This window comes from Isoptericola sp. NPDC058082 (genome assembly GCF_042885055.1).
Lineage (GTDB): Bacteria > Actinomycetota > Actinomycetes > Actinomycetales > Cellulomonadaceae > Isoptericola.
Map to the genome: position 1 here is coordinate 1 of NZ_JBHVSQ010000006.1, position 19616 is coordinate 19616.

At 75.2% G+C, this 19616-nt stretch carries 20 protein-coding genes, 1 rRNA gene and 1 riboswitch; of the genes, 11 read left to right on the top strand and 10 right to left on the bottom strand.

The features are described 5' to 3' along the window. Positions 1-143: 143 nt before the first annotated feature. The 5 genes from rrf to ACFVS0_RS10045 all read left to right on the top strand — a co-directional run bounded on the left by rrf (position 144) and on the right by ACFVS0_RS10045 (position 4204). Positions 144-260: ribosomal RNA gene (gene rrf, locus ACFVS0_RS10025) — 5S ribosomal RNA — on the top strand. Positions 261-396: 136 nt separating this feature from the next. Further along, a complete protein-coding gene (locus ACFVS0_RS10030) occupies positions 397-1659 on the top strand; it encodes an AGE family epimerase/isomerase (RefSeq protein ID WP_430587854.1) in 1263 nt (420 codons plus the stop codon). Then, positions 1656-2111, top strand: coding sequence for an RrF2 family transcriptional regulator (locus ACFVS0_RS10035; protein ID WP_430551509.1), 456 nt, complete (start codon positions 1656-1658; stop codon positions 2109-2111). Before ACFVS0_RS10030 ends, ACFVS0_RS10035 begins: the two co-directional genes overlap by 4 nt. A gap of 188 nt (positions 2112-2299) precedes the next feature. Next, positions 2300-3226: a sulfite exporter TauE/SafE family protein gene (locus ACFVS0_RS10040; RefSeq protein ID WP_430551508.1), complete on the top strand. Its 927-nt coding sequence runs from the start codon at positions 2300-2302 to the stop codon at positions 3224-3226. Between the two features lie 198 nt (positions 3227-3424). Then, positions 3425-4204, top strand: coding sequence for a PAS domain-containing protein (locus tag ACFVS0_RS10045; RefSeq protein ID WP_430551507.1), 780 nt, complete (start codon positions 3425-3427; stop codon positions 4202-4204). 25 nt (positions 4205-4229) lie between these two features. Here ACFVS0_RS10045 and ACFVS0_RS10050 read toward each other — a convergent pair whose 3' ends face one another. Further along, positions 4230-4496, bottom strand: a complete 267-nt coding sequence (locus ACFVS0_RS10050) for a DUF4235 domain-containing protein (RefSeq protein WP_430564816.1) — start codon at positions 4494-4496, stop codon at positions 4230-4232. A gap of 156 nt (positions 4497-4652) precedes the next feature. Continuing rightward, positions 4653-4757, top strand: a riboswitch (TPP riboswitch). A gap of 71 nt (positions 4758-4828) precedes the next feature. On the opposite strand from ACFVS0_RS10050, the gene ACFVS0_RS10055 reads away from it, so the two are divergent. The 4 genes from ACFVS0_RS10055 to ACFVS0_RS10070 are packed head-to-tail and all read left to right on the top strand — an operon-like array spanning position 4829 to position 8955. Then, entirely contained in the window at positions 4829-5908 is a 1080-nt protein-coding gene (locus ACFVS0_RS10055) for a thiamine ABC transporter substrate binding subunit (RefSeq protein WP_430587855.1), read from the top strand. Continuing rightward, positions 5905-7671, top strand: a complete 1767-nt coding sequence (locus ACFVS0_RS10060; RefSeq protein ID WP_430587856.1) for an ABC transporter permease — start codon at positions 5905-5907, stop codon at positions 7669-7671. Before ACFVS0_RS10055 ends, ACFVS0_RS10060 begins: the two co-directional genes overlap by 4 nt. Next, positions 7671-8522, top strand: a complete 852-nt coding sequence (locus ACFVS0_RS10065) for an ABC transporter ATP-binding protein (protein ID WP_430587857.1) — start codon at positions 7671-7673, stop codon at positions 8520-8522. The genes ACFVS0_RS10060 and ACFVS0_RS10065 overlap by 1 nt, the downstream gene beginning before the upstream one ends. After that, positions 8509-8955, top strand: coding sequence for a hypothetical protein (locus ACFVS0_RS10070; protein WP_430587858.1), 447 nt, complete (start codon positions 8509-8511; stop codon positions 8953-8955). The genes ACFVS0_RS10065 and ACFVS0_RS10070 overlap by 14 nt, the downstream gene beginning before the upstream one ends. 3 nt (positions 8956-8958) lie before the next feature. Here the strand turns inward: ACFVS0_RS10070 and ACFVS0_RS10075 are convergent, their stop codons facing one another. Both ACFVS0_RS10075 and ACFVS0_RS10080 read right to left on the bottom strand, forming a co-directional pair. Next, positions 8959-9675, bottom strand: coding sequence for a response regulator transcription factor (locus ACFVS0_RS10075; RefSeq protein ID WP_430564821.1), 717 nt, complete (start codon positions 9673-9675; stop codon positions 8959-8961). Beyond that, positions 9672-10919: a sensor histidine kinase gene (locus ACFVS0_RS10080; RefSeq protein WP_430587859.1), complete on the bottom strand. Its 1248-nt coding sequence runs from the start codon at positions 10917-10919 to the stop codon at positions 9672-9674. Before ACFVS0_RS10080 ends, ACFVS0_RS10075 begins: the two co-directional genes overlap by 4 nt. Before the next feature lie 165 nt (positions 10920-11084). Between ACFVS0_RS10080 and ACFVS0_RS10085 the strand changes: the two genes are divergently transcribed. After that, on the top strand, positions 11085-11567 hold the full coding sequence (locus ACFVS0_RS10085; protein ID WP_430551499.1) for a DUF6069 family protein: 483 nt from the start codon (positions 11085-11087) through the stop codon (positions 11565-11567). Here ACFVS0_RS10085 and ACFVS0_RS10090 read toward each other — a convergent pair. Then, complete coding sequence (locus ACFVS0_RS10090) at positions 11530-12669, bottom strand: PrsW family intramembrane metalloprotease (protein ID WP_430587860.1); 1140 nt, start codon at positions 12667-12669, stop codon at positions 11530-11532. The genes ACFVS0_RS10085 and ACFVS0_RS10090 overlap by 38 nt on opposite strands. A 97-nt stretch (positions 12670-12766) precedes the next feature. Here ACFVS0_RS10090 and ACFVS0_RS10095 point away from each other — a divergent pair, with 97 nt between their 5' ends. After that, positions 12767-13381 (top strand): dihydrofolate reductase family protein, encoded by a 615-nt coding sequence (locus ACFVS0_RS10095; protein WP_430551497.1) that lies wholly within the window; start codon positions 12767-12769, stop codon positions 13379-13381. Here the strand turns inward: ACFVS0_RS10095 and ACFVS0_RS10100 are convergent. From ACFVS0_RS10100 to ACFVS0_RS10125, 6 genes are read right to left on the bottom strand one after another with little or no spacing between them, the layout of a single operon-like run. Further along, positions 13360-14970, bottom strand: a complete 1611-nt coding sequence (locus tag ACFVS0_RS10100; protein ID WP_430587861.1) for a SpoIIE family protein phosphatase — start codon at positions 14968-14970, stop codon at positions 13360-13362. The genes ACFVS0_RS10095 and ACFVS0_RS10100 overlap by 22 nt on opposite strands. Next, the gene (locus ACFVS0_RS10105; RefSeq protein ID WP_430587862.1) at positions 14967-16730 is read right to left on the bottom strand and encodes an ATP-binding protein; all 1764 of its coding nucleotides are present in this window, start codon (positions 16728-16730) and stop codon (positions 14967-14969) included. Before ACFVS0_RS10105 ends, ACFVS0_RS10100 begins: the two co-directional genes overlap by 4 nt. Further along, a complete protein-coding gene (locus tag ACFVS0_RS10110; RefSeq protein ID WP_430587863.1) occupies positions 16727-17767 on the bottom strand; it encodes an ATP-binding protein in 1041 nt (346 codons plus the stop codon). Before ACFVS0_RS10110 ends, ACFVS0_RS10105 begins: the two co-directional genes overlap by 4 nt. Then, a complete protein-coding gene (locus tag ACFVS0_RS10115; RefSeq protein ID WP_430587864.1) occupies positions 17764-18183 on the bottom strand; it encodes an ATP-binding protein in 420 nt (139 codons plus the stop codon). Before ACFVS0_RS10115 ends, ACFVS0_RS10110 begins: the two co-directional genes overlap by 4 nt. Then, positions 18183-18587 (bottom strand): STAS domain-containing protein, encoded by a 405-nt coding sequence (locus ACFVS0_RS10120; RefSeq protein ID WP_430587865.1) that lies wholly within the window; start codon positions 18585-18587, stop codon positions 18183-18185. Before ACFVS0_RS10120 ends, ACFVS0_RS10115 begins: the two co-directional genes overlap by 1 nt. Continuing rightward, positions 18584-19417: an STAS domain-containing protein gene (locus ACFVS0_RS10125; RefSeq protein ID WP_430551491.1), complete on the bottom strand. Its 834-nt coding sequence runs from the start codon at positions 19415-19417 to the stop codon at positions 18584-18586. Before ACFVS0_RS10125 ends, ACFVS0_RS10120 begins: the two co-directional genes overlap by 4 nt. Positions 19418-19616 lie beyond the last annotated feature (199 nt).

Genomic DNA, 19616 nt, shown 5'->3' on the forward strand with positions numbered 1-19616 from the left:
TAAGCCAACAACTTCACACACCTACCAAACACTGTTTGGTCAATAACACTGCTTCGCGTCCACTGTGCGGTTCCCGAGAAACGGGCACCACCCCCGCACCACAACCGTGGAACCAGGGGGTGACCTGGACAACTCGATACTGTTACGGCGGTCATAGCGTCGGGGAAACGCCCGGTCCCATTCCGAACCCGGAAGCTTAGCCCTTCAGCGCCGATGGTACTGCCCTCGCGAGGGGGTGGGAGAGTAGGACGCCGCCGGACACCCATTCACGAAAGGCCCACCCCACACCGGGGTGGGCCTTTCGCATACCCCCGAACAGACCCCCACCGCCGACGCTGCTGCTCCGTCGCCCGCGTCCCGCGACCCCGTGCGGCGGCGTGCCGTTAGGCTCGTCGGGTGACTGGAGCACCGCACCTCCCCGCCGCCGGACCGACGCCGTCGTGGCGAGCCCGACACTTCCTGAGCCTGCTGGACTTCGCGCGGCCGTCCCTGGGAGGGGACGGGACCGCCGGGTGGCTCGACGACGCCGGGACCGTAGACCCGGCGCAGCCGGCCCACCTGTGGATCACGTGCCGGATGACGCACTCCTTCGGGCTCGGGCACCTCCTGGGCGTCGAGGGCGCGGGCGAGCTGCTGGACCGGGGTATCGCCGGCCTGTCACGGACGCTGGCCGACGCCGACGAGGGTGGGTGGTTGGCCTCCAGGGGTCCGGGAGACGCGTTCGACGGGCTCAAGCAGGCCTACGGCCACGCGTTCGTCGTGCTCGCCGGGTCGACGGGGACCGTGGCGCGCACGCCGGGTGCCGTGACCCTCCTCGAGGCGGCGCTGTCGGTGCTCGACCGGCGGTTCTGGGAGGCCGACCACCAGCTCCACCTCGACGAGCGGTCGCGCGACTGGGGCACGGTCGACCCGTACCGCGGGGTCAACGCGAACATGCACTCCGTCGAGGCGCTCCTCGCCGCCCACGACGCCACGGGCGAGAGCCGCTGGCTCGACCGAGCAGCGGTGGTGGCCGACCGCGTCATCGACTGGGCGGCGGGCAACGACTGGCGGATCCCGGAGCACTTCGACACCGCGTGGCAGCCGCAGCTCGAGTACAACGCGGACCGTCCGCACGACCCCTTCAAGCCGTACGGCGCCACACCGGGCCACGGGCTGGAGTGGGCGCGGTTGCTCCTGCAGGTGGACGTCGCCGGGGGGACGCAGGGACAGCGCACCGACGCGGCCCGGCAGCTGTTCCACCGCGCCGTGGCCGACGGGTGGGACGGGCCGGCGGGAGGTTTCGTCTACACGACGGACTGGAACGGGAGCCCCGTCGAGGCCCGCCGCTTCCACTGGGTGGCGGCCGAGGCGGCCGCGGCCGCCGACGTGCTGCACCGCACGACCGGCGAGGCGCGCTACGCCGAGCTCGCCGACGAGTGGTGGGCGTGGATCGACGCCCACCTGGTGGACCACGAGCGCGGCTCCTGGTTCCACGAGCTCGACACCGACAACCGCCCCTCCGGGCGGACGTGGGTCGGCAAGCCCGACATCTACCACGCGGCCCAGGCCGTCATCCTGCCGGACCTGCCGCTCACCGGGTCGTTCGCGGCGTCGGCCCGAGAGGCCGGACCGCTGCTGGCCGGCACGCGACTGGGCGCCGCGGTGGCGTCGTCATGAGGATCTCCGCGAAGGCCGACTACGCGGTGCGGGCGGCCGCCGAGCTCGCGGCGTCCGGCGAGGGCCCGGTCCCGGCCGAGGCCCTCGCCCGCGCGCAGCAGGTGCCCCACCGCTTCCTCGAGGCGATCCTCAGCGACCTGCGGCGCGAGGGCATCGTCGCGAGCCGTCGCGGCGCAGGCGGGGGGTACGTGCTCGCCCGCCCGGCCGACAAGGTGACCGTCGCCGACGTCGTGCGCGCCGTGGACGGGCCGCTGGTGTTCGTGCGCGACGCGCGGCCCTCCGACCTGGAGTACACCGGCGCCGCCGCGTCGCTGCTGCACGTGTGGGTGGCGCTGCGCGTGAACGTGCGCGCCGTGCTGGAACAGGTGACCCTGGCGGACCTCGCGGCCGGGACGATCCCCGACGTCGTGCGCCGGCTGACCGAGCAGGAATCGGCGTGGGTCAGCCCCTGAGCCACGCCGGATCGGCGTAGGCGCCAGAGGCGCCGCACGGTCGTCGGCCTGGTTCACGCGACGCCGCAGAAACCCTCGTCTCGCGATACGGACATATTTTTGAGACCGTTGAATCCGATAGAGCCGATCGGGTAACTTCGTCGCAGACGCGGCGGACCCGCTGCCGCGCCGAAACGGAGGGAACCCCCGTGCGGACTCTCGTCCTCCTTGCCCTCGTGGGCCTCGGTGCGCAGCTCGTCGACGGCAGCCTGGGCATGGCCTACGGCGTCACCTCGACCACCCTGCTGCTCGCGATCGGCACCAACCCCGCGGCCGCGTCGGCGACCGTCCACCTCGCCGAGGTCGGCACGACCCTGGCGTCCGGCGCCTCGCACTGGCGGTTCGGGAACGTGGACTGGAAGGTCGTCATCAAGATCGGCATCCCCGGTGCCATCGGCGCGTTCGCCGGCGCGACCTTCCTCTCGTGGCTGTCGACCGAGATCGCCAAGCCGCTGATGTCGATCCTGCTGCTGGGTCTGGGCCTGTACGTGCTGCTGCGGTTCACGCTCCGGGGGCTGCGTACGGACCGTCTCGGGCAGCCGCTCCGCAAGCGGTTCCTCACCCCGCTCGGGCTGGTCGCCGGGTTCATGGACGCCACGGGTGGTGGCGGCTGGGGCCCGGTGGGCACGCCCGCCATCCTCGCGAGCGGCCGCATGGAGCCGCGCAAGGTGGTCGGCTCGATCGACACCAGCGAGTTCTTCGTGGCCGTGGCCGCGAGCCTCGGGTTCCTCTTCGGTCTCGGGACCGCGGGCATCAACCCGTCCTGGGCCCTCGCGCTGCTCATCGGCGGCCTGATCGCCGCGCCGATCGCCGCGTGGCTCGTCCGCCTGGTGCCGCCGCGCGTCCTCGGCTCCGCCGTCGGCGGGATCATCGTCCTCACCAACGTGCGGACCCTGCTGTCCCTCGACTCGTTCCCGGTGAGCGACGGCGTGCGCACCCTGGTGCTCGCGATCATCGCCGTGGGCTGGGCCGCCGCGGTCGTCTACTCCTTCGGCCAGCACCGCAAGGCGGTCGCGGAGGAGCGGGCCGAGGCGGCCGGCGAGCAGCCGGAGGCGGCGGCGACGACGGTCGCCTGACGGTCCGAACCCGTCACGGGCGCCGACAGCACCACCGAGCACCGGCACCGCACCACCGAGCACCGGCACCGCACCACCGAGCACCGCCACCGCACGTCACCCGTCGTGCGGTGGCGGTGTCGTGCCGTCCCGGTACCGTGGTGGAGCCAGGAGAACTGCGCGCCGGACCCAGCTGCACGGCACTGGGGGTGGTCCTCGATGTCCAGCACGCCCAACGACACACCGCGCCGCGAGCTCGTCGCCCTCGCGGAGCTGTTGGGTGCCGGGAGCCAGCTGCTCGTGGGCCGGTACCGGGTCGACGTCGCCACGGGGGAGTGGTGGTGGTCGGACGAGGTGTTCCGGATCTTCGGGCGTGAGCCCGGCTCCGTCGCGCCGGGGCCCGAGGTGCTGCGCGCCCACCTGCACCCGGACGACCGTGAGCGGCTCTCCCGGACGGCGGTGGTCGCACTGGGTGCCGGGCGGCCGTTCTCGGGGGCACACCGCGTCGTGGACGACCACGGGCGCACGCACACGGTCGTCGTCACGGGTCAGGGACGGCACGGGAGCGACGGCGCGTCGTCGCAGATCGTCGGCTACGTCATCGACGCGAGCCCGGTCGTGCGCGACGCGCTGGAGCGCGAGGCGCACCGCGCCGTCTCGCGCGCGTTCGTCGCCGCCGCGGCCGCGGAGCAGGCCAAGGGCGCCATCATGGCCGTCTGCGGCGTGGACGAGTCGGTGGCCACCGAGGTCCTCGCCGACGCGGGCGCGCAGGTCGGCGTGTCCGCCCAGTCGGCGGGGGAGCAGGTGATGAAGGAGCTCGCGCGACCGGTCGGGGACCGGGACGCCGCGCTCACGGCGGCGGAGGTGGTCCGGTCGGCACCGCCCGCGAAGGACGCGGCGGACCGCCTGAGCAGCGCGCTCGCCGCCGTGCGGCCGGTGGACCGACCGCACGGCCACGACGCGCAGCTGGCCCGCCGTCGTCCCCGCGCGAGCCACTGACGGGACCGCGCGGGGAATCAGCGGGTCAGCGGCCCGAGACGAACCGGGCAGCCGCGCGCCCGGCGCCCTGGCGGGCGAGGCGCTTCGCGAGCACCGCGACGCCGCCCGAGACGGCCGCGAAGGTGACCGCCTGCACGATGGAGAGCTCGTCGTCGTCCAGGTTGGTGGGCGCCACGTTGCCCGTCGCCCGCTCCCAGACCACCCCGATCAGCTTCTGCGCGACCCATCCGGCGGCGATTGTCAGCACCACCGTGCCGACCTTCACGCCCAGCGGCTGCTCGGTGTCCGTCACGTGCTCTCCCTCGGTCTGACCCGGCGTGCTACCGCCGGGGCGTCGTCCTGGTCCGGCGTCCACGGCCGACGGGCGGTGTCACGGCACGTCAGGCACGTCACACCCCGAGGCCGAGGACGGGACCACGGTAGCGCGGTGTCGACGGGTAGGCTCGTGCTGATACGACAGGGGAGCGCCCACCGGCGCTGAGAGTGCGGACCGCCGCAGACCCTCGAACCTGACCCGGTTAGCACCGGTGGAGGAAGTCGGGAATCTCGTTCCCTGCGGACGGCAGCACCACGACGGTGCCGGGCGCCCGCAGGACCCCCTTCTCGCACCTTGAGGAGGACAGCATGACGCTGAGCACCACGACCAGGACCAGGAGCGCGGCAGCAGCGGTCGGGGCCGTCGCGCTGCTGCCGCTGCTGGCGGCGTGCGGCGGCGGGTCGCCGGCGGACGAGGGGAGCGGCGCGTCGAGCACGGTCACGCTCGTCACCCACGACTCGTTCGCCGTCTCCGACGAGGTGCTGGCCGCGTTCGAGAAGGAGTCCGGCCTCACCGTCGAGCAGGTGGCACCGGGCGACGCGGGCACGCTGGTGAACCAGCTCGTGCTCACCAAGGACGCGCCGCTGGGCGACGTCGTCTTCGGTGTGGACAACACCTATGCGTCGAGGGCCGTCGACGCCGGGGTCTTCGAGGAGTACCAGCCCGCCGACCTGGCCCCGGAGGTCGCGGCCTACGCGCCCGACGACCTGGCCGGCACGCTGACGCCGGTCGACGTGGGCGACGTCTGCATGAACCTCGACGACGGCTGGTTCGACGAGCACGGCGTCACGCCCCCGACGACGCTCGAGGACCTCGCGAAGCCGGAGTACCAGGACCTCACCGTGGTCACCAACCCCGCGACGTCGTCGCCCGGTCTCGCGTTCCTGCTCGCGACGATCGGAGCCTTCGGCACGGACGGCTGGGAGGCCTACTGGGCCGACCTGCGCGACAACGGCGTCAAGGTCGCCGAGAGCTGGGAGGACGCGTACTACGTCGACTTCTCCGGCGCCGGTGAGGGCGGGCAGCGGCCGATCGCGCTGTCCTACGCGACGTCGCCCGCGTTCACCGTGAGCGACGACGGGACGTCCTCGACGACCAGCGCGATGCTCGACACCTGCTTCCGGCAGGTCGAGTACGCGGGGGTGCTGGCCGGTGCGGAGAACCCGGACGGCGCGAAGCAGCTGGTCGACTTCCTCACCTCGCCCGAGTTCCAGGCCGACGTGCCCGGCCAGATGTACATGTACCCCGCCGACCCGGACGTGGAGCTGCCCGCCGACTGGCAGCAGTTCGCCCCCCTGGCCGACGAGCCGTTCGAGGTGGCGCCCGCGGACGTCGCCGCGCACCGCGACGAGTGGATCGAGCAGTGGACGGCGACGGTCGTCGGTTGACGCGCCCCGTGCCGCGCGCCCTGCGCAGCGACGCCCGCCCGGCCTCCCGGGCGGCGCGGTGGCGCGCCGACCGGTGGGGCGCGTGGCTGGGCTGGGGTGCCGCGGTCGTGCTGCCGCTGGGCTTCCTCGCGGTCTTCTTCGCGTGGCCGGTGGTGTCGCTCGTCCTGCAGGGGTTCTTCACCGAGACCACCGCGGGGCGCACGCTCGACCTGTCCGGCTTCGCGGAGGTGCTGTCCCAGGAGCGCACGTGGCGGATCGTCGGGCAGACGCTCGCCCAGGCGCTCACCGGCACGCTGCTGTCGGTGCTGCTGGGCCTGCCGGGCGCGTACGTGCTGTACCGGTGCAGGTTCCCCGGGCGGACGCTGGTGCGGGGTCTGGTGACGGTGCCGTTCGTGCTGCCCAGCGTCGTCGTCGGCGTCGCGTTCCGCGCGCTCTTCGCCCCCGGCGGCCTGCTCGGCTGGGCGCACCTGGAGGAGAGCTTCGCCGGCATCGTGCTCGCCCTGGTGTTCTTCAACTACGCGGTGGTGGTGCGCACGGTCGGCGGCATGTGGGAGCGCCTCGACCCGCGCGCCGAGCAGGCCGCCCGCGCGCTCGGCGCGACGCCCTGGCGCGCGTTCCGCACCGTGACGCTGCCGGCGCTCGGCCCGGCGATCGCGTCGGCCGCCGCGGTGGTGTTCCTGTTCTGCGCGACGGCGTTCGGCGTCGTGCTGGTGCTCGGCGGCCTGCGCTACGGCACGATCGAGACGGAGATCTGGACGCGCACCACCCAGTTCCTCGACCTGCGCTCGGCGGCGGTGCTGTCGGTGCTGCAGCTCGTCGTGGTGGCGGGCGCGCTGCTGGTCAGCTCCCGCGCCCGGGCGCGCCGCGAGCGCGCCCTGCACCTCACGAGCGACAGCGTGTCGGCGCACCGGCTGCGGCTGCGCGCCGGCGCCGACGGCACCGACGTCGCGCCGGCGCTCGTCACCCTCGTCGTCGTGGCGGGGCTGCTCGTGCTGCCCATGGCGGGGCTCGTCACCCGGTCGCTGCGCGCGCCCGACGGGTCGTGGGGCCTCGACAACTACGTGGCGCTCGGCACCACCGGCGGGCGCAACGCCCTGACGGTCACGGTGTGGGAGGCGCTGGGCAACTCGCTGCGCACCGCGGCCTGGGCCGCGCTGATCGCCGTCGTCGTGGGCGGCCTCGTGGCGCTCGTCGTGTCGCGACGCCCGCGGCGGGCGGGGCTGCGGCGAGCCGTCGGCGTGCTCGACGCCGCGTTCATGCTGCCCCTGGGCGTCTCCGCCGTGACGGTGGGCTTCGGCTTCCTCATCACGCTGGACCGCCCGTTGGGGCTCGACGTCGACCTGCGCACCTCCGGCGCGCTGGTGCCGATCGCGCAGGCGGTCGTCGCGATCCCGCTCGTGGTGCGCACGATGCTGCCGGTGCTGCGCGCCATCGACCCGCGGCTGCGGGAGGCGGCCGCCACGCTGGGCGCGGCGCCCGGGCGGGTGCTACGGACGGTCGACGGCCCGCTCGGCGCGCGGTCGCTGGGGCTGGCGATCGGGTTCGCGTTCGCGGTCTCGCTCGGCGAGTTCGGCGCGACGTCGTTCCTCGCCCGCCCCGACACGGCCACCCTGCCGGTGGTCATCTACCGCCTGATCGGGCGGCCCGGGGCCGAGAACTACGGGATGGCGCTCGCGGCGTCCGTGGTGCTGGCCGTGCTCACCGCGACCGTCATGATGGTGGCCGAGCGCCTTCGCGGCGACCGGCCCGGAGGGGAGTTCTGATGGAGCAGGCCCGCCAGACGACGGGGCTCGCCGTGCGCGACGCCGTCGTGCGGTACGGCGCCGCGCGCCGTCGACCGGGGTCGGTCGCGGTGGACGGCGTGTCGCTCGACGTCGCCGCCGGCGAGATCGTCGCGCTGCTGGGGCCGAGCGGCTGCGGCAAGTCGTCGCTGCTGCGCGCCGTCGCCGGGCTGGAGCCGCTGGCGGGCGGCACGGTCGCCTTCGACGGCGCGGACCTCGCGGGCGTGCCCGTGCACCGGCGCGGCTTCGGCCTGCTCTTCCAGGACGGCCAGCTCTTCCCGCACCGGGACGTCGGCCGCAACGTGGCCTACGGGCTCGAGACGCAGGGCGTGCCCCGCGCGGAGCGGGCCGCACGCGTCGCCGACCTCCTGGCCGACGTGGGCCTGGCTGGCTACGCGGGCCGGTCCGTCGCGACGCTGTCCGGCGGGGAGAAGCAGCGCGTCGCGCTGGCGCGCGCGCTCGCGCCGCGTCCGCGCCTGCTGCTGCTCGACGAGCCGCTGTCCGCCCTGGACCGACGCCTGCGCGAGCGGCTCGCCGTCGACGTCCGCGACACCCTCAAGGCCACCGGCACCACCGCCGTCTTCGTCACGCACGACCACGACGAGGCGTTCACCGTCGCCGACCGGGTCGCCGTCATGGACGCCGGGCGGCTGCTCCAGGTGGACGCGCCGGACGTGCTGCTGCGCGCGCCGGCGAGCCCGCGGGTGGCGGAGTTCCTCGGGCTGTCCGCCGCCGACGACGACGCCGCCGGCGCCGGCGCCGCTGATGGTTCGGAGACGACGGGTGCAAGAACTGCGGCCGTGACGACATCATCGGGGCATGACGTGGTCTGACGGCCGGAGCCGGCGGCTCTCCGCGGCGGCGTGCGGCGTGGCGTGCCTCGGGCTGCTGGCCGCGTGCGGCCCGGGCGACGGGGAGGACGTCTTCGCCGCCCGCGAGCCCCTGCCGACCTGCGGGGAGGTGACCGCGCGCCCGGACCTCGGCGAGGGCGAGATGAAGGCGGAGCTGGCCGACGCGTTCGCCTGCCTCGACGAGGCGGCGGCCCGCGGTGAGGGGGCGGAGCTCCTCGTACGCTCCCTGACCGTCGAGGGTGACCCGATCGTCGAATACCACCGTGTGGGTCCCGGGATCGACGGGCTCGAGGTCTACGTCGACGGCACCCGGGACACGTTCGGCGACCAGATCTGGACCTACCGGTCGTGCCCGGGCACGGTGACCACCTCGGAGCCGCAGGGCTGCTGGGAGTCGGGCCTCGTCGAGGGCTGAGCCCTACGCCTCGCCGGCGTCGTGCACGAGCAGGGCGACCTGCGTGCGGTTCTCCAGCCCGAGCTTGTCGAGCACGCTCGACACGTGCGCCTTCACCGTCGGGACGCTGAGGTACAGGCGGGCCGCGATGTCGGCGTTCGACGCGCCGCGGCCCAGCTCGACGGCGACGTCGCGCTCTCGCGCGGTGAGGACGTCCAGGGCGGCCCGGGCACGGTCGCGCGACCCGTCCGAGCCGGCGACGGCGGCCATCAGCCGCCGCGCGACGTCCGGGGCCAGCACCGGCTCGCCCGCGGCGGCGGCGTGCACGGCGGCGGCGATGCGTGCCGGCGGCATGTCCTTGAGCAGGTAGCCCGCGGCCCCGGCGCGCAGCGCGCCGCCCACCTCCTCGGCGGTGTCGAACGTGGTGAGCACGACGACGGCGGGCGGCGACGGGCGGGCGCGGACCCGCCGGGTGGCCGCGATGCCGTCGACGCCGGGCATGCGCAGGTCCATGAGGACGACGTCGGCCGGGTGGGCGTCGAGCACTCCGGGCACCTCGGCCCCGTCGGCCGCCTCGGCCACGACCGTCATGCCGTGCGCGCCGTCCAGCATCAGGCGGAGGCCCGCGCGCACCAGCGCGTCGTCGTCCACCAGCACGATCCGCACGGGCGTCACGGCGTCCGCGGGGCCGCCCGCCGGTCCGGCGGTGGGGAGCGGGCCGGGCCCGGGCGTCGTCGTCACGCGTCCCACGGTAGCCACGCCTCCACCGCGAAGCCGCGCGACGCGGCGGGACCGGCGTCCGGGCCGGCGGCCAGCGTGCCGCCCAGCAGCGTGGCCCGCTCGCGCAGCCCGACCAGCCCCGTGCCCGTGCCGACCCCGTCCGGGGCGACGGCGCCGGGTGCCGCGCCGTCGTCGGCCACGCGCACCCGGACCTCGCCCGGGGCGGTCGAGACCGTGACCCGGACGGCGGCACCGGGCGCATGGCGGCGCGCGTTCGTGAGCGACTCCTGCACCACGCGGAAGACGGCGGTCGCGACGGCGGCCGGAGGGTTGTCGTCGCCCGTGCGCTCGTAGGTCACGTCAGTGCCGGCCGCGCGGGAGTCGTCGACGAGGCGGCGCACGTCGTCCAGGCCGGGTACCGGCCCGAGATCCTCCGGGCCGGCGCGGAGCAGGCGGATGACCTGCCGCAGGTCCTCCAGGGCGTCGCTCACGCCGGCGCGGACCCGCCCCGCGGCGGCGGCGAGCTGCGCCGGGTCGGCGTCCGGGCGGTACTCCATGGCGCCGGCGGTCGCGGCCAGCAGGGACAGGCGGTGGGCGAGGGTGTCGTGCATCTCGCGGGCGATCCGGGTGCGCTCGGCCGTGCGCGCCTCCGCGACCCGCCGCTCCTGCTCGGCCTCCGCCCGGCGCGCCCGGTCGCGCAGCGACCACAGCACGAGGGCGCGCTCACGGCCGTACGCGCCCCAGCCGAAGAGCGCGGCGTGCACCGCGACGTCGCACAGGAGCCACCACCCGAGGGGGAGCCCCACGGGCCGCCACAGCGCCTGGACGGCGTGCCCCAGCACGCCCGCCCCGGCGACCCACGCGGCCGTGCGGACCGGGTACCAGCGCGCGACCTGCAGCGTGCCGACGGTGGAGGCTGGCGTCGCGGCCCCCGAGACCGCGGCGAGGACGGCGAGGGCGACCGCGGCCACCACGCTGCGCCGGGTGAAGAGCAGGGGGACCAGCGCGACCGCCGCGACGCCGACGGCGACGTCCACGCCTGCCGGCACCAGGACCGTGATCGTCCCGGTGCCGCGCACCGGTGCCGCGTCCGCCACGGCGAACGTGGCGGCCGCCGTCAGCGCGGCGACGAGCGCCCACGCCAGCACGAGGACCCCGCGCGGGGCCGGGGGCGGGCCGGGGTCCGACGGCGCCCACGGGTCGAACTCCGCCCAGCCGCCGGGGCGTGCCGCGGCGGGGGTCGGGGTGCTGTCGGTGCTGGTCATGACCGGGACGCTACGGCGGACCTCCCGCCGGCGACACCGACGAAAGTCGGGGGTGCTCCCGCCGGACGGCGCGACGACGACCGACCACGGCAGGGCGCGCGACCTGCGGTGCGCGCGGGAGCGTCGTCCTGTCGGCAGGGTGCCGGCGGCGAAGGAGGGGACGACATGAACGGGACGCAGGGCAGGACCGACATCACCGGCACCGGCGCGCAGGGCCGGACCCCCGGAGGCCCGGCCGGACGCTCGTGGCGCGACCGGGCGTGGTGGAACCGTCCGCGGACGGTCGTGGTGGGCGCGGTGCTGGCCGGCGCGGTGGTCTACCTCGTCGGCACGCTGGCGGGCGTGGACCCGCAGGTGCGGGCGGGCTCGGGCACCCTCGAGGTCACGATCTCCCTGGTCATCGCCACCAGCCTCACCGCGGCTCTCGGCGGGTGGGGCGTCCGCGCGCTCCTGCTGCGCCGCCCGAACGGTGGGCGGCGTGCCTGGCTGGTGCTGAGCGGCGCCGTCCTGCTCGTCTCCCTGCTGGGCCCGCTGGGGGCCGCGAACGCCGGCGCGACGGTGCTGCTCCTGCTGGAGCACCTCGCCGTGGGCGGCGTGATCATGCTGGGCCTCAGCGGGGCGCGGCCTCGGGGCGCCAGAGCGGCGTGAACACCTTCCGGGCCGCGAGCATGAGCGCGAGCAGGGGGCCGCGCTGCCGCTCGAACCCGACCTGGTCCACCAGCCCACGGTCGAGGCGGCGGTGCAGCATCGCCAGCTCGGTCGCGGCCTGCTGGTAGTCGCGCATCGCGCGGGCCGGGCCGGGGCCGCCCGCGGCGCGGACCCGGGCGCGGGCCCGGCGGCGCCGCGTCAGCGACGTGAGCATCACGACGTCCGGCAGGGCGACGACACCCAGCGGGCCGTACTGCGGCAGGTGCTGCCCGATGAGCCCCACGATGCGGGCGCGGTCGCGGCGCACGACGACGAGCAGCCCGACCACGATCCCCAGACCCAGCAGGTACACGGCCACGACGGCCCCGACGCCGAGCGACGCGGCGCCGTTCCACAGCGCGTGGTACGTCATCGCGCCGAGCAGGCCGAGGAGCACGGGCCACACCCGCGCCCAGCCGCGCGGGGCGAGCGCCGCCGTCGCGATCCCCAGGCCGGTGAAGGACGTGCACAGCGGGTGGATCAGCGGCGACAGGAGCCCGCGCGCCACGAACGTCGCGGCCAGCCCCTCCGGGCCCGCCACCGTGTAGTAGTGGATGTTCTCCACCGTGGCGAAGCCGAGGCCCACCATCGACCCGTAGATGATGCCGTCCGTGGGGCCGTTGAGCTCGTGCCGACGGAACCAGAGCATGCCCACGAGGACCAGCGCCTTGAGGGTCTCCTCGACCACGGGCGCGGTGACGACCGCCGTCGCGACGAACCCCTCCTCCTGGCCGAGCAGCGGCGTCCACAGCAGCGTGAGCCCGGCCGTGTTGATCCCCATCGCGACCAGCACGGATATGCCCGCGCCCCACAGGAACGCGAGCACCAGGGCGTCCGGGGGCTCCGGCTCGAGGCGGTCGAGGGCGAGCACGCCCGCCAGCAGCAGGGGGAGCGGCAGGACGGCGAGGAACAGGCCCTCGAGGAACGTCGGGCCCTCCGCCGACGTCACCACCAGCGCGGCGAGCAGGCACGCCGACGACACCGCGATCGTCACGATGACGCCCACCGACGGGCGGCGCGTGGGCCGCCGGTCGAGGATCGCGCGAGGGTCCAGGGCCGGCATAGGCCTTGATCCTAGGTGCGACGGGCCGGCGGCACCGCGATGATCTCCTCAGCGGACCGGGTCGGCCCCGCCGTCCGCCCGTCCCGGAGGAGCCCTCATGGCCACGGTCGTGTCCACCCTGTTCATCTCGCTCGACGGCGTCGCGGAGATCGACCCCGCCTGGCACTTCCCCTACTTCGACGACCACATGGCCCGCGCCGTCGACGACGACTACCGCGACACCGACGTCCTGCTGATCGGCCGCGTCACCTACGACAGCTTCGCCGGCGCGTGGCCCGGGCGGGAGGAGGCGGGCGAGGAGGACGCGGCGTTCGCCCGGCGGCTGGGAGACATGCGCAAGGTGGTCGTGACCCGCTCGGCGCACGACCTCGGCTGGCGCCACGTCGAGCGCCTCGACGGCGACCTGTCGGCTGCCGTCGAGGTGCTGAAGGCCGAGGCCGGCGTGGAGAAGATCCTCGTGCCGGGGTCGCTGTCGGTCGTGCGCCAGCTCCTCGCGGCAGGTCTGCTCGACGAGCTGCGCCTGCTGGTGCACCCGGTCGTGGCCCGCCGCGGCGCGCGCCTCTTCGACGAGGGCGACACGGTCTACCCGCTGGCCCTGCGCCGGTCGGAGGCCTTCCCGACCGGCGTGGTCCGCCTCGTCTACGCGCCAGGCGAGCTACCGAGCCTGGCGGGGTACGACGACGTGAAGGGTCAGGTGCCGAGCGGCGACTGAGGGTCGTGCACCCGACGGACGACCACGACGGCGACGTCGTCCTCCCGACCGGCGTCGGCGAACCTGTCCACCAGGCGTGAGCACACGTCCGCGGGGGCCAGCCCGGCGAGCGTGCGGGCCGCGTCCACGAGCTCGTGGATGCCCTCCCGCAGGGTGCGGTCGCGGCGCTCGACGAGCCCGTCCGTGACGAGCACCAGGAGGTCGCCCGGGCCCAGCGCGTCGCGCCGTGCGGGCCGCTCGTCCGGGCTCGCCAGGCCCAGGAGGCGGGCCGGCGACTTCTCCGCGACCACCGTCCCGTCGGTCCGGACCACGAGCGGCGGCAGATGGCCGGCGTCGGTCATCTCGACGCTGCCGTCCGCGGGGTCGATGATGCAGACGCACACGGTGGTGAGTTCCGGGTGGTCCTGTCGCAGCGAGTCGTTGAGCAGGTCGAGCGCCCGGGCGGCATCGTGCCCCTCGCGCAGGTAGGCGCGGAGGGTGAGGCGGACCTCGGCCATGACGGTGGCCGCCCGCAGCGAGTGTCCCTGGACGTCCCCGATCACGACGGCGACCCGGCCGTCGGGCAGGTCGAAGGCGTCGTAGAAGTCCCCGCCGACGTCGAGGCGCTCGTCCGACGCCTCGTAGCGGGCGGCGACCTCGACACCGCCGCGCACCGTGAGGCCGGAGGGGAGGAGCCGGCGCTGGAGGGCCATCGCGATGCGGTGCTCCTCGGCGAAGGTCTTGAGGTTCCGGAGGGCCACGGTGATGGCCTCGGTGAACCGGGCGGCGACCTCGCGCTCCTCCGTCGACGGGCTGCTGGAGGCGTCGTCGGCCTGCAGCGCCAGCCCGCCCACGAGCGTGCCCTCGGCGTCGCGCAGCCACACCGTCCACCAGGCCGACCGCGGCACGCCCGCATGGGCCAGGAGCGGGACCCAGTGGTCGGGCACGTCGTCGGGGCCGAACGTGGCCGACGAGACCGGCCCCGGCGGCAGCACGGGGAGCGTCCCGCGCCCGCGCACCAGAGGCGCGTCCGGGGCGGGGCACACCGCGCGGACCACGGTCTGCGGGTCGACGACCACCATCGCCACGGCGGGGCGCCCGAGCACGGCGCAGGCGCCCTGGGCGACGAGGTCGGCCACGAGCTCCTGGGTGCGGGCCTGGTGCAGGGGAGCGAGCGCGTCGGCGAGCGCCTCGAGCCGGCGCGCGGTGCGCCCGGCGTCCCGGTGGGCGTCGTGCGTGCGGCACAGGGCGCCCACGGTGGCCAGGAACTCGTCCTGGTCGAGGGGCTCGGGCAGGTAGGCGTCGGCGCCGCCGTCGAGCCCTGCGGTCCGTGCGGCGGCGTCGATGGAGGTGGCGGACACGTGCAGCACCGGCACGTGGGCGGTCCGCGGGTCCGACTTGATCCGGCGGCACACCTCGGTCCCGGTGAGATCCGGGAGGTTGACGTCGAGGACCACCGCGTCGATCGTCGCCGCCACGAGGTCCAGCGCCTCCGCGCCGGTCCCGGCCTCGAGCACGTCGAAGCCCGCGCCCCGCAGCCATGTCGCCATGACGTACCGGTGCGCGCGGGTGTCGTCCACGACGAGGACGGTGCGGTCGGCAGGTGTCATGGGGCACCGCCGTCGCGGAGCGCGCGGGTGAGGGCGGTACGGTCGAGCGTCGACTTCGGCAGGAAGGGCGCCGGCCGTTCCACCCCCGTCTGCTCCGGGGCGGGGCCGCTGGACATGAGCGCGACGGCCAGGTCGGGGTGCTCGGCCCGGAGGCGGGCGAGCAGGCCCACGCCGTCGAGCTCCGGCAGCCGCACGTCCACGACGGCCGCGTCGGCACGGGCGTCCCGCAGCAGCGCGAGCGCGTGCCGCCCGTCGTGGGCGACGCTGACGCGGTCGGCGTCCTCGCGCAGCAGCCCCGCGACGTACGCGCCGTACGACCGGTCGTCGTCGACGACCAGCACGTGCCCGAGCCCGGTCGCGGCGCCCGGCGATGCCGCGCCGAGGGAGCGTGCGGTCGTCGGGACGGCCGGCGGGAGCTCGGCCGGGGCTGCGGGCTCGACGGGGAGGACGACGGTGAAGGTGCTGCCGACGTCGGGCGCCGAGCGCGCCGTCAGCGTCCCGCCGAGGGCCTCGGAGGTGCGCCGGGCGTAGGGCAGGCCGAGGCCCGTGCCCCGGACGCTCGGTTGGAGCCGGTTGGGCACCTGGACGAACTCCTCGAACACGGCGTCCAGGTGCTCCGGCCCGATCCCCAGGCCGGTGTCCTCGACGACGAACCGGACGGCGTCGCCCTCGGCGCGGACGTCGAGCCGTACGCTGCCTCGTTCGGTGAACTTGACCGCGTTCGTCAGGAGGTTGCGCAGGACGCGCGCGACCAGACGCCGGTCGCTGACGAGCGCCAGCCCGGGCTCGCACGCGACCACCAGCTCCACCCCGTCGCGCACCAGGGGCTGCGTCGTGCCCCGGAGCTCGTCGAGCAGCGCCGGCACGTCGATCGGCGCGGGCGCCACGTCCTGGTGCCCGGCCTCCGCGCGCGCGAGGTCGAGGAGCTCGTCGACGAGGGTGAGCAGCGTGGCCGCGCTGTCGCGCACGAACTCCACCTGCTCGGCCTGGTCCCCGGCCATCGTCGACGCCTGCAGGAGCGAGGTCAGTCCGATGATGGAGTTGACCGGGCTGCGCAGCTCGTGGCTGACGTTGCGCAGGAAGCGCGACTTGGCCTCGTTCGCGGCCGCCAGCTCCCGGCCGCGCTCGTCGAGCTCGGCGTACAGCGCGACGACGCCGGTGTTGGTCTCCTCCAGCTCCGCGGAGAGCTGGTGGTACATCGCGAGGACGCCGCGGTTCGTCTCCTCCAGCTCGGTGTTGAGCCGGCGGAGCTCTTCCCGCTGCGCCACCAGCTCGTCGTGCGTGCGCAGCAGCTCGGCGTTCTGCACCCGCAGCTCGTCGAGGGCGTTGGCGCCGTAGCCGACGGTGATCGCGCGGCGCAGCGCGTCCGTGGTCGCGGCGTCGAGGGGCGCGGAGGCCCCCAGCTCCACCACGAGGGTGACGTGGCGGCCGTCGGCGCCGAGCACGACCTCGTCGACGAGGCGCCGCGCCGCGGGGACGCCGCCGTCGGCGGCGCTGCCGGTCGTGGTCAGGCCGGCGGCCGACTCGAGGTCCGCACGCAGGAGCGGCCGGGCGCCCCGGTCGAGGCCGATGGTGACCTCGACGGGCCCGAGCGCGACGGCGGCACGACCGACCTCGGAGAGCGCGGTGGCGACCCGCACCTGGTGGTGGACGTCGAGGCCCATGGCACGCGAGATCTCGCGGCCCGCGCGGCGGAGGGCCAGCAGGTCGGTGTCACTCTCGAGCCGGGTGGCGAGGAGCGGGGTGTCGGCTGTCGTCACGGGGTGCCTCCCAGCGGGACGACCACGACGCACGCGTCGTCCCGTCGTACGGCGAAGTCGCGCATCAGGAGGCCCGCGACGACGAGGGGCGCGCGTTCCCGGAGCCCCGGGTAGGCGGCCAGGCTCGCGCGGTCGGTAAGCCCGTCGGAGTGCAGCACGAGCAGGTCGCCGGGGCTGACGGGGACGACGACCTCGCGGACGGCCCGGGCATGGGTGCCGGCGATGCCGGGCTGGCTCACGAGGCTCCGCGAGCGGCCGCCGCCCTGGACGGTGCCGCCGATGTTGCCGAGCCCGGCGTGCCGCAGCGTCCCGTGCTCCGCCCGCGAGACGGAGACCGCCGCTCCGCGCGTGCCACCCAGGGCGCCGTGCACCCGGTCGAGGAGCACGGCCGGGCCTGCCGGCTGCGCCTCGAGGAACGCGCGGACAGCCGACTGCGAGGCGACGGCGGCCAGCGGTCCGTGGCCGAGCCCGTCGGCGACGAGGACCGAGGTCACGCCGTCGTCCGTCCGCAGGGCGAACGCGTCACCGCAGACGACCTGCCCGGTCATCGGCCGGGTCAGTCCCGCCCCCGGTGCGGGGTCGGGCCGGGCTCCGGGGGACGCGAAGGTGGCGGCCACCACCGTGCCCTGCCCGGGCGCCGACCAGGCGTCCCACGAGCTGGTGAGCCGCGGCAGCGTGCCGAGCCCGATGCCGAGCGTGCCGCGCGAGGACACCCCGTCGCGCATCGCGGCGGCGAGGTCGCGCATGCCGGGGCCGGAGTCCACCGCCAGCACCTCGAGCGCGGCATGGTCGTCCCAACGACGGACGCGGAGCGACACCGCCCCCGAGCCGGCGTGCCGGGTCTGGTTGGACGCCAGCTCGGACACCACCAGCCCGGCTTCCGCGGCGCGCGACTCGCCCAGGCCGAGGCTCAGCGCGGCCGTCGTCGCGGCGCGCCGGACCGCGCCGACGGCGGAGGGATGGTCGACGGTGTGCCAGACCCCGGCCTCCAGGGCGACCGCCGTGTCGGGCGAGGACGACCCCGACGGGGAGATCATCGCGACCAGGTCACGATCTCGACCCGGGTCCCTGCTCCCGGTGCCGTGTCGATCGAGAACTGCTCCACGAGCCGTCGTGAGCCGGACAGCCCGAGGCCGAGCCCGTTCCCGCTGGTCCAGCCGTCCGTCAGCGCGAGGTCCAGGTCGGCGATGCCCGGCCCCTCGTCGGAGAAGACGGCCCGGACCCCGGACCGTCGGCCGTCCGCGACGAGCTCCACCTCGACCTCGCCGCCGCCGCCGTAGACCAGCGTGTTGCGGGCGAGCTCGCTGGCGGCCGTGACGAGCTTCGTCTGGTCGACGAGAGAGAGCCGTGCCTGCTGTGCCACCGTGCGGACGAGCTGTCGGACCCGGACCACGTCGGAGTCGGCACGCACCTCGAGCCGTTCCGTCGCCGTGGCTGAGGGCGACGTCGCCATCACGACTCTCGTTCGGCTGCCGCCGCGAGCAGGACGCTCTCGGCAGACTCGAGCGAGGGGGCGAGCATCGCGAGCCCGCGCTCCACGTCCAGCGCCGTGCGGACGCCACCGAGGGACAGGCCGAGCTCCACCATCGTGATGGCCACGGCGGGCCGCATGCCGACGACCACCGTCTGCGCGTCGAGGACGCGGGAGATCGCGGCGACCGACGCCAGCATCCGGCCGATGAAGCTGTCGACGATCTCCAGGCCCGAGATGTCGATGACGACGCCGCGCGCGCCGGTGCGCGTGATGCGCTCGGCCAGGTCTTCCTGCAGCTGCAGCGCGGTGTCGTCCTGGAGGTCCACCTGGATCGAGACGAGCAGCGTCGACCCGATCTTGAGGATGGGGACGGCGTCGCTCACGCGGTCACCTCGATGTGCGAGCGGCGACCCTCCCGCAGTGCGTCCACGAGCGCGTCCGCCAGCGTCGCGCGGGTGCGGATGTCCCCGAACTCGATCCCGAGCGCGACGACCGTCTGCGCGATCTGGGGGCGGATGCCGCTGATGGTGCACTCCGCGCCCATGAGGCGCGCCGCGACGACCGTCCGCAGGAGGTGCTGGGCCACCTGGGTGTCGACGGCCGGCACGCCGGTGATGTCGATGATGGCCTGCGTGCTGCCCGTCTCGACGAGGGTGTTGAGCAGCTTCTCCATGACGACCTGGGTGCGCGCGGAGTCGAGGGTCCCGACCAGCGGGACCGCCACGATGCCCTCCCAGAGCTTGACCACCGGGGTCGACAGCTCGAGGAGCTGCTCGGCCTGCTCGCTGATGATCGACTCGCGGGCGGCTGCGAACGCCTCGAACGTGAACAGCCCGAGCTCGTCCACGAGGCGCAGCAGCGGTACCAAGCGCGTCATGGCGTCGGCCGAACCGGCCAGCCCGTACAGCCCTTCCTTGAGGGCGAACACGCCCACGGCGGTCTCCCGGGGCGTGAAGCCGAGCCGGGCGCGCGCGGCGGAGACGTCCGCCAGGATGCCGCGCAGCTGGTCGAAGGCCTCCGACTGCAGGGCGGTGCCACCGGCCTGCAGGCCGTCGACGAGGGCCTGGTAGATGTCGGACTGCTCGCGCTCGAGCTCGCCCCGGGTGGTGCGACCGCGCAGCTCCTGCACGGCGGCGTCCAGCCAGGCGGGGCGGACGCTCTCCGCGTGGTCGACGAGGGTCTGTGCCAGGGCACTCGGCGCGACAGCAGTCATCGCGGGATCCTTCCGGACGAGAGGGGGGCCGTGTTCTCGACCGCGGTCAGTGTACGCAGCGACGGGAGCGGTGCCGCCCCGGTGTGCGGCAGCGCTCCCGTTACCCGCTGTGTGTTCCTCTCGCTCCCCCCGAGTTCCCCCACCCCCCGTCAAGTTTCGGCGCGCAGGTTCCAGCGCGGTGTTCCCTATAGTAACGGAC

Excerpts from the sequence above, each read along its gene's own strand:
- ACFVS0_RS10080 (WP_430587859.1), bottom strand. The coding sequence starts at position 10,919 with ATGACCAGCACCGACAGCACCCCGACCCCCGCCGCGGCACGCCCCGGC.
- ACFVS0_RS10065 (WP_430587857.1), top strand. The coding sequence starts at position 7,671 with ATGGAGCAGGCCCGCCAGACGACGGGGCTCGCCGTGCGCGACGCCGTC.
- ACFVS0_RS10045 (WP_430551507.1), top strand. The coding sequence starts at position 3,425 with ATGTCCAGCACGCCCAACGACACACCGCGCCGCGAGCTCGTCGCCCTC.
- ACFVS0_RS10100 (WP_430587861.1), bottom strand. The coding sequence starts at position 14,970 with ATGACACCTGCCGACCGCACCGTCCTCGTCGTGGACGACACCCGCGCG.
- ACFVS0_RS10070 (WP_430587858.1), top strand. The coding sequence starts at position 8,509 with ATGACGTGGTCTGACGGCCGGAGCCGGCGGCTCTCCGCGGCGGCGTGC.
- ACFVS0_RS10125 (WP_430551491.1), bottom strand. The coding sequence starts at position 19,417 with ATGACTGCTGTCGCGCCGAGTGCCCTGGCACAGACCCTCGTCGACCAC.
- ACFVS0_RS10090 (WP_430587860.1), bottom strand. The coding sequence starts at position 12,669 with ATGCCGGCCCTGGACCCTCGCGCGATCCTCGACCGGCGGCCCACGCGC.
- ACFVS0_RS10055 (WP_430587855.1), top strand. The coding sequence starts at position 4,829 with ATGACGCTGAGCACCACGACCAGGACCAGGAGCGCGGCAGCAGCGGTC.
- ACFVS0_RS10115 (WP_430587864.1), bottom strand. The coding sequence starts at position 18,183 with ATGGCGACGTCGCCCTCAGCCACGGCGACGGAACGGCTCGAGGTGCGT.
- ACFVS0_RS10035 (WP_430551509.1), top strand. The coding sequence starts at position 1,656 with ATGAGGATCTCCGCGAAGGCCGACTACGCGGTGCGGGCGGCCGCCGAG.
- ACFVS0_RS10095 (WP_430551497.1), top strand. The coding sequence starts at position 12,767 with ATGGCCACGGTCGTGTCCACCCTGTTCATCTCGCTCGACGGCGTCGCG.
- ACFVS0_RS10110 (WP_430587863.1), bottom strand. The coding sequence starts at position 17,767 with ATGATCTCCCCGTCGGGGTCGTCCTCGCCCGACACGGCGGTCGCCCTG.
- ACFVS0_RS10085 (WP_430551499.1), top strand. The coding sequence starts at position 11,085 with ATGAACGGGACGCAGGGCAGGACCGACATCACCGGCACCGGCGCGCAG.